This is a genomic window from Streptomyces sp. NPDC002573 (genome assembly GCF_042889625.1).
GTDB classification, from domain to species: domain Bacteria; phylum Actinomycetota; class Actinomycetes; order Streptomycetales; family Streptomycetaceae; genus Streptomyces; species Streptomyces gibsoniae.
In genome coordinates, this window is sequence record NZ_JBIARC010000033.1 from 95,579 (window position 1) to 106,191 (window position 10,613).

Here is a 10,613-nt window from a genome sequence, read left to right on the forward strand (position 1 = left end):
TGTGCCGGACCGGTTCACCTCCGGCCGGTGTGCCGGACCGGTTCACCTCCGGCCGGTGTGCCGGTCGTCCTCGCCGGAGGCGGCCCACAGACCCCGCACATGGCCCAGATGCCGCGTCATCACCTTCCGTACGGCCTCCTCGTCCCCGTCCAGCAGGGCGTCCAGGAGTTCGAGGTGCTCCTGCGCGGAGGCGAGCAGCCGGCCGGCCTCCACGAGCGCGGTCAGCCCGTACAGCCGGGACCGTTTGCGCAGATCGCCTACGACCTCCACGAGGTGGGCGTTGCCCGCGAGCGCGAGCAGGCCGAGGTGGAAGCGGGTGTCGGCCTCGACATACGCGATGAGGTCCCCGGCGGCCGCGGCGGAGACGATCTCCCGCGCGGCCGGGCGCAGAGCCTCCAGCGAGACGCGGTCCGCGCTCCGGGCCAGTTCGACCGTGGTCGGGATCTCGATGAGGGAGCGGATGTGGGTGTACTCGTCGAGCTGCTTCTCGGAGACGGCGGTGACCCGGAAACCCTTGTTGGGGACGGTGTCGACCAGGCCCTCCTTGGCCAGGTCGAGCATCGCCTCGCGCACCGGGGTCGCCGAGACGCCGAAGCGGGCGGCGAGGGTCGGCGCGGAGTAGACCTCGCCGGGGCGCAGTTCGCCCGCCACGAGAGCGGCGCGCAGGGCGTCGGCGACCCGCTCGCGGTAGCTGCTCTTCTTCCCGCCCAGCGTGGGCAGGGCGGGAGCGGCGGACGGCGAACCGGTGCGCGGGGCGGCCATGGGGTGTCTCCTCGTACGGGCACCTGCGGGGTGCGGGAACCGGCATCGCGCAGCCCGGTACCGCAGACTGTGCAATGTCACGCATCACGAGTATCCCAGGCGGGGGAGCGGCGGAGTACGGGCATGTGCGCTACAGGACGAAGCCCGCGGGGAAGGGGTCGTCGGGGTCCAGGAGGTACTGCGCCGTGCCGGTCACCCACGCCCGTCCCGTGAAACTGGGCAGCACCGCGGGCAGGCCGGCCACCTCCGTCGTGCCGAGCAGCCGCCCCGTGAACCGCGTCCCGATGAAGGACTCGTTCACGAACTCGGTGTGCAGGGGGAGTTCACCGCGTGCGTGCAGCTGCGCCATGCGCGCACTGGTGCCAGTACCGCAGGGGGAGCGGTCGAACCAGCCCGGATGGATCACCATGGCGTGCCGGGACCGTCGCGCGGTGGCGTCCGGCGCGTACAGATGGACGTGATGGCAGCCGCGGATCGTCGGATCCTCCGGATGGGCCGGTTCCTGCTCCGCGTTGACCGCGTCCATGAGCGACAGCCCCGCCGCGAGGATGTCCTCCTTGCGGGAGCGGTCGAAGGGCAGCCCGAACTCCTCCAGCGGCAGGATCGCGTAGAAGTTGCCGCCGTAGGCGAGGTCGTACGTCACCGTCCGCCCGTCCGGCAGGGTGGCCTTGCGGCCGAGGGCGACGGAGAAGGACGGCACGTTCCTGAGGGTGACGGAGGTGGCGGCGCCGCCCTCGACGGCGACCTCGGCGACGACGGGACCGGCCGGGGTGTCCAGGCGGACGGTGGTCACCGGTTCGGTGACCTCGACCATCCCCGTCTCCACGAGCACGGTCGCCACACCGATCGTGCCGTGCCCGCACATCGGCAGATACCCCGAGACCTCGATGTACACGACGCCCCAGTCGCAGTCCGGGCGGGTGGGCGGCTGGAGGATCGCGCCGCTCATCGCCGCGTGCCCGCGCGGTTCGTTCATCAGCAACCGTTTGATGTCGTCGCGGTGTTCACGGAACCACAGACGCCGCTCGTTCATGGTGGCGCCGGGGATCGTGCCGATGCCCCCGGTGACCACCCGGGTCGGCATCCCCTCGGTGTGGGAGTCGACGGCGTGCAGGACGAGCTTGCTGCGCATGACCTGTCTCCTTCCGCTCGGTGTGCGCCGGTTCAGCCGAGTCCCGCGGCCACGGCCGCTTCCGTGGCGGCCCGGACGGCGTTCTCCTGTTCGGGCAGCAGGGGGACCCGCGGCGGCCGCACGGGACCGCCGTACCGTCCGACGATGTCCATCGACAGCTTGATCGCCTGGACGAACTCCACCCGGGAGTCCCAGCGCAGCAACGAGTGCAACTGCCGGTACAGCGGCAGCGCGCCGTCCAGGTCGCCGGCGACCGCGGCCCGGTACAACAGCACCGCCGCCCGGGGCAGTGCGTTCGGATAGCCGGCCACCCAGCCCTTGGCGCCCGCGACCGCGAGTTCCAGCAGGACGTCGTCGGCGCCGATCAACAGATCCAGATCCGGGGCCAGTTCGGCGAGGCGATAGGCGCGCCGGGGGTCGCCCGAGAACTCCTTGACCGCCTGGACGCACCCCTCGGCGTGCAGCTTCGCGAGCAGCTTGGGGACCAGGTCGACCTTGGTGTCGACCGGGTTGTTGTACGCCACGACCGGCACCCCCGCCCGCGCGACCTCCGCGTAGTGGGCGAGCACGGACCGCTCGTCGGCGCGGTAGGAGTTCGGCGGCAGCAGCATCACCGACGCACAGCCGGCGTCGCGCGCCTGCTCGGCCCAGCGGCGGGCCTCCGCCGATCCGTAGGCCGAGACGCCGGGCATCACCCGCGTCCCGCCGACCGCGGACACCGCCGTCTCCACCACCTTGGCGCGCTCCTCGGGGGTCAGGACCTGGTACTCGCCGAGCGAGCCGTTCGGCACCACGCCGTCGCAGCCGTTCGCCACGAGCCAGGCGCAGTGCTCGGCGAATCGGCCGTGGTCGACGGTGAGCCGGTCGGTGAACGGCAGCGCGGTGGCCACGAGAACGCCGTGCCAGGGCCGGTGCTGCGGGACGGTCATGGGCAGTCCCCCCTCGATGATGTGTGACATATTACTGATGCCGTGCCTTCCCCTCGTCCATGCCTTCCTCAACTGAGCTCATCCTGCTGCGGTCGCGGCGGTCCTCCCTCCGGCCGCCGTCACTCCTCCGGCTCCCGGGCGAGCACGCCCAACGGCACCGGCCGGGCGAAGGGCCTGCGTGTCACCGTCTCCGGGCAGCCGGCGATCCCGGCGACCGCGGTCCCGCACATCCGGCCCTGGCACCACCCCATCCCGGCCCGGGTGAGGAGTTTGACGGTGCGTAGATCGCCCGCGCCCAGCTCGCGTACGGCCTCCCGTACGGCCCCGGCCCGCACCTCCTCGCAGCGGCACACCACCGTGTCGTCGGTGATCCGCTCGGCCCAGCCGGCGCGGGGTGCGTAGGCCCGGTCGAGCGCGGCGGCGAACCTCCGGAGGGCGGCCCGGCGTTCGGCGGCGTGCTCCCCACCGCGCGGATCGGGCGCGGCGCCCGCGAGCCGCGCGGCGATCGACCGTCCGGCGAGGTGCCCCTCGGCGAGCGCGAGCGCCGCGCCGCCGACCCCGGTGGCCTCGCCCGCCGCCCACACCCACGGGACGTCGGTGCGCTGCTCGTCGTCGACGCCCACACGCCCGCCGTCGACCCGGCAGCCCAGGGTCTCGGCGAGATCGGTGTGCGGCAGCAGGCCGTGCCCGACGGCCAGGCAGTCGCAGGGGATACGGCGCTCGGTACCGGGCCGTACCCAGCCGTCGGCGTCGAGCGCGGCCACCGTCACCCCCGTCAGCCGGCCGGTGCCCTCCGCCGCCACCACGGTGTGGCGGACCAGGACCCGTACCCGGTGGCGCAGCAGCCGCGCCCCGTACCCCGCCGCCTCCGCGGCCTTGCCCGGCTCCGCGGCCAGGGCCCGGGCCCCCCGGGCGAACCGCCCGGGATCGGCGGACTCCACCAGCGCTGCGACCGTCGTCCCCGCCGCGGCGAGCCCGGTCGCCACCGGCAGCAGCAGGGGCCCGGTCCCGGCCACGACCGCCCGGCGCCCCGGCACCACGAGCCCGCCCTTGAGCAGCGCCTGGGCGCCCCCGGCGGTGACGACCCCGGGGAGGGTCCAGCCGGGGAAGGGCAGCACCTTCTCATGGGCGCCGGTGGCCAGCAGCACGGCCGCGGCGCGCACGACGACCGGCTCCTCCTGCTCCGGACCGAGCAGTGCGTGCACGGCGAATCCGGCGGACTCCTCCTCCACGCACCACACATGATGGTCCTTCAGGTGACGGATGCGCCCGGCGGCGATGTGCCGGTCGAGTCCCTCGCGCAGCCGCCTCCAGGTGCGCCCCTGGTGCCGTGCCGCCCCGAGCGCGGGGGCGGGCTGCCGGTAGAACTGGCCGCCCGCCTCGGGTCCGGCGTCGACCAGCGCGACGCGTACGCCCCGTGCCGCCGCCGCGAGGGACGCGGCCGTCCCGGCCGGGCCCGCGCCGATCACCGCGAGGTCAGCCCGCATGCCCGGTCCCCTCCTGTGTGCGGATCACATCGCCGGCCCGTACCGGCACCAGGCAGGCGCGCTGGTTCGGCCGGTCGTTGACGGTCACGAGACAGTCGAAGCAGACGCCGATCCCGCAGAGGACCCCGCGCGGCCGGCCCTCGAACCGGGTGGTGCGCCAGGAGACGATGCCCGCCGCCCAGAGCGCGGCGGCGACCGTCCAGCCGGGCCGTGCCTCGATCGGGCGGCCGTCGAAGGTGACCGTGAAGGCGGGGCCGGGCCGCATCCGGCTCAGGGGATTCACCGGGCCTCCTCCTCGAAACGCTCCGGCCGGAAGGGCGCGAGGTCGAGTTCCGGCGCCCCGCCGTTCAGGAGCCGCGCGATCAACTGTCCGGTGCCGGTGGCGAGTCCGATCCCGGCGCCCTCGTGACCGCAGGCGTGGAACAGCCCGGGGGCCCGCGGATCCGCGCCGATCGCGGGCAGATGGTCGGGCAGATACGGCCGGAAGCCGAGATAGGCGCGCATCGCCCGTACCCGCTCCAGGAAGGGGAAGAGCCGGGTCGCCCCCGCCGCGAGCGCTCGCACCGCCGGCAGCGAGAACGACCGGTCGAACCCGACCCGTTCGCGGCTCGCGCCGATCAGGACGGGTCCCGCGGCCGTGCCCTCGACCACCGGGGAGGTCTGCAGGGCCGCGGAGTCGCTCGCCACGTCCGCGACATAGTCGGCCGCGTACACCTTGTGCCGGACCGTGCGCGGCAACGGCTCGGTGACCAGGACGAATCCGCGACGGGGCAGCACCGGCAGGCGCACCCCCGCCCGTTCGGCCAGCTCGCCTCCCCAGGTCCCCGCGGCGTTCACGACCGCCCCCGCGTGGATCGTCCCCCGGTCCGTCCGCACCCCGCGCACGGCACCCCGTGGGGTGCGCGGCACCTCGGTCACCGTCCGGCCGGTCAGCAGACGGACGCCCGACGCCCGTACCAGATGGGCGGCGGCGAGGGCGGGCATCACCTGGCAGTCCTGTGGGTAGAGCACGCCGCCCGCGAGTCCCGGGGCCAGCCGCGGCTCCAGCTCATGGAGCCCGTCGGCGGCGACCTCCACGGCGCTCACCCCGGCCGCCCGCTGCCCGGCGGCGAAGTCGCCGAGGGCGGCGAGCCCTTCGGGGGCCGAGGCGACGACGACACCGCCCTTGGTCTCGTACTCGACGGCCGAGCCCAGCTCCTCGGCCAGCTCGGCCCACAACCCCAGGGAGAGCAGGGCGAGTTCCAGCTCCGGTCCGGGTGCCTTGTCGGAGACGAGCAGATTCCCCTCGCCCGTCCCCGTCGTGCCGCCGGCCACGGGCCCGCGGTCCACGAGCACGACGTCCAGCCCGGCCCGGGCGGCATACCAGGCGCAGGCCGCGCCCACCATGCCCGCGCCGACGACCACGACATCGCAGGTCAGTCGCTCGGTCACGTCAGTACTATGTCACATGGTTCCTCGCCCGAGGCAACCCCCACGACGCGCATCACCCGTCAACTTCCGCCCGGTGAACCGCAGTTTCACGGCCCAGGATCTGATCGCGGGTCACCGGCGGATCGTCGACCGCGCCCACGCGGCCGGGAAGTGCGTGGTCGGGCCACCGTCGCCCCGTTCAAGGGTCGGCCGGAGCGAGATCCGGCCGCCGAGGCCGTACGTCAGGAGGTCGACGCGTGCATCAGGGACAGCGGAGACCTCCCCTTCCGGCCGGACCCGTGCCCCAGGGTCCGGCCGGAAGGGATCCGGCGGACTGTGCCGCCGGCCTGTCGCTCACAGCAGACAGCCGACATGGGCCAGGGCCTGCTTGAGGAGGACGCCCTGCCCCCCGGGCATGTCGTTCTGGACCATGGCCGAGGACGCCTCCTGGGGGCTGAACCACTCCAGGTCGAGCGCGTCCTGACGGGGACGGCAGTCCCCGGCCACCGGGACGATGTAGGCGAGGGCCACCGCGTGCTGGCGGGGATCGTGGAACGGTGTGATCCCCTGCGTCGGAAAGTACTCCGCGACGGTGAAGGGCTGCAGGGAGGACGGGACGCGGGGGAGTGCCACCGGTCCGAGGTCCTTCTCCAGATGGCGCAGCAGCGCGTCCCTCACCCGTTCGTGGTGGAGCACCCGCCCGGAGACGAGCGTGCGGCTGACGGTCCCTTCGGGCCCGATCCGCAACAGCAGTCCGACGCTGATGACTTCACCGCTGTCGTCGACGCGTACGGGCACGGCTTCCACGTACAGGATCGGCATACGGGCACGTGCCAGCTCGAGGTCGTCCGGAGACAGCCAGCCGGGCGTGGTTTCTGTCGTGTCAGGCATTGCCTGATCGTACGGTCAACAGCTCGCGCGGCGCGCGTGTCACTCCAGGTCAGACACAAGTCACACGGACGGGTAGCCGCGCGGCCCCGAACACCGGCGCGGTCAGGTGATGTGCCGCAGCAGTGCCGCGACCGCCGCGGGGGGTTCGCCGGGGGGCCGTACCACCATCACCTGCCAGGTCGGCGCGTGCCGGTCGAAGCCGTAACGGTCCAGGTCCGGGAAGTGCGAGGCGATCGACGGAGGCATGATGCACACGCCCAGGTCGTGGCGGACCAGCTCGGCCGCCGCGACGATGTCGTTGACCTCGAAGGTCGTACCGCGCTCCACACCGGCGGCGCGCGCGGCCCGGTCGACGGCGTAGCGGATGGCCCAACCGGGGGTGAAGTCCACCAGCGGCAGCCGGGCGACGTCCGCCCAGGTGACCGTGGCCTCCCCGGTCGCCGTGTCCAGCCGCCGCCGGGGTGAGGCCACCAGGACCATCGCCTCGCGGGACAGCAGCCGGGTCACCAGCCCCCGCTGCTGCTGGCGGTCCAGCGCCACCACGGCCAGGTCCACCGTGCCCTCGCGCAGGGCCTGCCGGATGTCGGCGACCGGTGCCTGCCGCAGCCGGAGCACCACCCCCGGGTGCTCCGCGCGCAGTTCGGCCAGGGCCTGGTGCAGTCCCGCCCAGACGCCCTGCATGATGCCCACGGTGACCTGGCCGCGCAGTTCTCCCTTGGCCGCGTCGACCGCCTCGCGGGCGTGTTCGGCGGCCCGGAGCGTCGCGCGGGCGGCAGGCACGAAGGCCTCCCCGGCGGGGGTGAGGGCCACCCGGTGCGTGGTGCGGGTGAACAGGGGGGTGCCCAGCTCGCGTTCGAGCGCCCGCACCGTGCCGGAGACCGCGGACTGGACCACGTGCAGCTGTCTCGCCGCGGCCGTGAACCCGCCCGTGTCCGCCACCGCGACGACGACTTCCATCTGCCGCAGGTCCATCATGTGCTCCCGGTGATGCCCCGCCCGTTCGGTCCGGCGACGATCTTCGTCGCATGGTACGCGGACGGGCGGCGGCCGTAAGTCCCCGGCGGGCGGGGACATACGGCCCGTTCCCGCTCCGCTCAGGCGCGGACCAGGGGAGTGTCGACCAGGTGCTCGGCCAGGAACCAGGCCTGCAGTTCACCGGTGCGGATCACCTGGGAGACCAGCAGGTCGTTGGTGCCGTCGTCGCCCAGCTCGGCGGTCCGGGCCGCGGCGTCATGGGCGTCCACCAGGATCGTCTCGTGGGCCTCCAGCAGCCGCGAGAGCATCGCCGGGACCTCCTCCACGCCGTCCGGCGGACGCGGGATCGAGGTGATCTCGGCGACGTGCCGCGGGTCGCCGACCGCGACACCGCCCAGGGTCTGCACCCGTTCGGCGAGGGTGTCGACGAGCTCCAGCTGCTCCCCGGCGTGCTTGTCCAGCAGCAGATGCAGCTGGTAGAAGGTCGCGCCGCGCAGCAGCCAGTGGTGCTTCTTGTAGAGGCCGTGGAGGATCTGCGTGTCGGCCAGCACCCGGTTCAGCCGCTGACAGGCGTACATCCGGGCGTCGTAGGAGAGGCCGAGGGGGAACTGCTTGACGGTGCCGAACTCCTGGATGATCTCGCCCTTCTGATGCAGCCAGGGCTGGCTGCTCGTGGGCTTGGAGCTGGTGGTCATGATGCGCCTCCTGCGGTGCCGTGCTGTGGATACGAGGTGACGTTAGGCGCCGCAGCGGGCCGCGCCTTGTCCGGCAGCGCATGTGCTGATGCCCGTGCGCGCACCGAACGCGCCGCCCGCGCCCGGACGCCCGCCGGGCCATGGAGCCGGTCCGCGCGGCTCAGCCGCCGCGCGCCGTCAGCCGCGCGACGAGGTCGTCCAGATCGATGTGGTCGGGCTCGCGGCCCTGGGGCACCACCGCCTCGGTCTGCCGGAGAAAAGCGGCCACCGCGGACTCCGCGACCTCCAGGACCGCCGACCCCGTACGCGATCTGAGGACGACACGGATCGCCTCCGGATGGCGGCCGCGTGGTGGGATCACCAGGACGTCCCCGCTCCCCGCGGACCGCCGGAGGCCGTCCGCGAGGAGCGAGCGGGCGAACACCCACTCGACGCTGAGGGGCGAAGGGGTGCCGAGGGCCAGACGCACCGCATACGGGTCGGTCCGGTCGTACCGCAGCTCGGCCGGCAGGGGTACCTGCCCGTCCGGGGCGACGGCGACCTCGTAATGCGTAGGTCTCGGGTTCGAATCCCGAAGGCGGCTCCATCAGGAAGGGCCAAGTCAGTACTTCTGACCTGGCCCTTTGTTATTTCCTTGATCGCCTCGCGGTCTAGTCCACTGCCCTCTGGAGTGGGTACGAGGGCCAGATGGGGCCAATATGGGGCCCGCGCGGGGAAGAGCGGGGCCCCAGCCCTCTCAAGCCACCCGCCTGCGCTGCCTCTTCGCCTTCTTCGCGGCCTGCTTCGATGCGTGCTCGGGCAGAGCCGCCGGGTAGGCGTCGGTCGTTGCCGCCACCGGGGCGTGCCCGAGCGTCGCCTGCGCCTCCGCCTTCCGGTAGGCGGTGATGAGGTCCAGGGACGCCGAGGCGGTCGCGGCGTGCATCTCGGGCAGGACGGTCTGGTAGGTGTCGGTCGTCATCCGCATGGACGCGTGTCCGAGCATCGCCTGCACGGCCTTGGGGGCGACGCCGGCGGCGAGGGCCAGGCTCGCGGCCTCGTGGCGGCCGTCGTGGAGCCGGATGGGCGGCAGCCCGGAAAGCTCCACCAGCCGGTCCCAGCGGTCGGTGAAGAACTGCGGGTGGTACGCCGAGCCGTCCTCCTTGGTGAAGACCCGGTTGCCGGGCTGGGCGGGCGCGCCGGCGTCCGCCCACTCCTGGCGCTCGGCGGCCTGCTTCTTGAGCCACGCCTTGAGCAGCATCACCGAGTCTCGGTTGAGCTTGATGTCGCGGACGCTGTCGGCTTTCGGGTCGTCCTCGTGGACCTCGTACGAGATCGACACCAGTTGCTCGCTGATGTGGATGACCTCGGCGTCCAGGTCCACCTCGTCCCAGGCGAGCGCGGCCAGCTCCCCGCGGCGCAGGCCATGGAAGAGGACCAGGTGCCAGGCGGGGAAGTGCCGGTCGCCGACGATGTGGTCCAGGAACTCGGCGGTCTGCTGCAGCGTCCACACCATGACCGGGGAGGGCTTCTCACCGGTGCGCTTCCAGCGGGCTACGCGCGGCGGGGTCCACGCGAGCGCGCGCGGCTTGGTCACCTTGGGCAGGGTCAGGAACGCCGCGTAGTTCTTGGCGATCAGCTCCTCCTTGACCGCGTCGCTGAGCGCCGAGGACAGGGTGGCCTTGATGCTGACCATGGTGGACGGGCCGGTAGTGCGCTGCAGGTTCTTCCGCTCGGCCAGGTACTCGTCGCGTGCCGCCGTCCATGCGCCCCGTCGGCGGGACCGCTCGGCTTTCTCTTCCTTCGTGCCGCTCGGCGCCCCGCGCCATGCGGCGGACGCCGCGTCGGCGGCCTCTTTGAGCTGCTCGACCTTGGCGCGATGCTCGGCGCGGCGCTCGTTGTCGGAGATGATCCAGTCGAACATGCCCTGGGCGTGGCGGGCGCGCAGGTCGCGCATCTTCAGCGCACCGAGGTGCGGGGCCAGGTACAGGTCGATGTCGCGCTCGTACTCGTGCGCGGTGGTCCGCTTCAGCTCCTGCTTCTTCTTCTTGAGCCAGCGGGCGAGGAACTCGGAGACCGTCTCGTCCGAGAGGACGTTCACCCCGGCCTTGGCGGCTCGCCAGACCTCCTCGGCCTTGGCGGCGGCCTCCGCCTGGGTGGCGAAGCCGCCCTTGCGGTCACGCTTGCGGTGCCCGGTGCCGTCACGCTCCAGGTCGATCTGGTAGTACCACGAGCCGTGGTTGCGTTCCTTTAGCCCTGGCTATTCAGCGGAATTGGGCGACCTGACGCCCCGATAGCAGAAAGGTGCCGTTGACCTGCAAGGATGTGAGTGTCGAAGTCATATCCGCTGCAGAAG

General features: G+C 72.8%; 11 protein-coding genes and 1 pseudogene. All 12 read right to left on the bottom strand.

Features of this window, described 5'->3' with window-relative positions:
• Positions 1-42: 42 nt before the first annotated feature.
• On the bottom strand, positions 43-762 hold the full coding sequence (locus tag ACFYX0_RS28135) for a GntR family transcriptional regulator (protein WP_355907924.1): 720 nt from the start codon (positions 760-762) through the stop codon (positions 43-45).
• Positions 763-892: 130 nt separating this feature from the next.
• Positions 893-1,894, bottom strand: a complete 1,002-nt coding sequence (locus ACFYX0_RS28140; protein ID WP_388974130.1) for a proline racemase family protein — start codon at positions 1,892-1,894, stop codon at positions 893-895.
• Between the two features lie 32 nt (positions 1,895-1,926).
• Positions 1,927-2,823 carry a dihydrodipicolinate synthase family protein gene (locus ACFYX0_RS28145; protein WP_388974132.1) on the bottom strand — a complete coding sequence of 299 codons (897 nt, stop codon included), beginning with the start codon at positions 2,821-2,823 and terminating at the stop codon, positions 1,927-1,929.
• A 119-nt stretch (positions 2,824-2,942) separates the two neighbouring features.
• A complete protein-coding gene (locus tag ACFYX0_RS28150) occupies positions 2,943-4,310 on the bottom strand; it encodes an FAD-dependent oxidoreductase (protein WP_388974134.1) in 1,368 nt (455 codons plus the stop codon).
• A complete protein-coding gene (locus ACFYX0_RS28155) occupies positions 4,300-4,575 on the bottom strand; it encodes a (2Fe-2S)-binding protein (RefSeq protein ID WP_388974146.1) in 276 nt (91 codons plus the stop codon). Before ACFYX0_RS28155 ends, ACFYX0_RS28150 begins: the two co-directional genes overlap by 11 nt.
• Before the next feature lie 14 nt (positions 4,576-4,589).
• Positions 4,590-5,741, bottom strand: coding sequence for an NAD(P)/FAD-dependent oxidoreductase (locus ACFYX0_RS28160; RefSeq protein WP_388974136.1), 1,152 nt, complete (start codon positions 5,739-5,741; stop codon positions 4,590-4,592).
• Between the two features lie 333 nt (positions 5,742-6,074).
• On the bottom strand, positions 6,075-6,611 hold the full coding sequence (locus ACFYX0_RS28165; protein ID WP_355907907.1) for an NUDIX hydrolase family protein: 537 nt from the start codon (positions 6,609-6,611) through the stop codon (positions 6,075-6,077).
• A gap of 102 nt (positions 6,612-6,713) precedes the next feature.
• On the bottom strand, positions 6,714-7,586 hold the full coding sequence (locus ACFYX0_RS28170; RefSeq protein WP_388974138.1) for a LysR family transcriptional regulator: 873 nt from the start codon (positions 7,584-7,586) through the stop codon (positions 6,714-6,716).
• 119 nt (positions 7,587-7,705) lie between these two features.
• Positions 7,706-8,281 (bottom strand): DNA starvation/stationary phase protection protein, encoded by a 576-nt coding sequence (locus ACFYX0_RS28175; RefSeq protein ID WP_311691588.1) that lies wholly within the window; start codon positions 8,279-8,281, stop codon positions 7,706-7,708.
• Between the two features lie 160 nt (positions 8,282-8,441).
• Entirely contained in the window at positions 8,442-8,792 is a 351-nt protein-coding gene (locus ACFYX0_RS28180; protein WP_388974148.1) for an SsgA family sporulation/cell division regulator, read from the bottom strand.
• A 225-nt stretch (positions 8,793-9,017) separates the two neighbouring features.
• Positions 9,018-10,358, bottom strand: coding sequence for a tyrosine-type recombinase/integrase (locus ACFYX0_RS28185; protein ID WP_388974140.1), 1,341 nt, complete (start codon positions 10,356-10,358; stop codon positions 9,018-9,020).
• Between the two features lie 33 nt (positions 10,359-10,391).
• Positions 10,392-10,478: pseudogene (locus ACFYX0_RS28190) on the bottom strand (Arm DNA-binding domain-containing protein); the annotation flags it as partial.
• Positions 10,479-10,613: the final 135 nt, after the last annotated feature.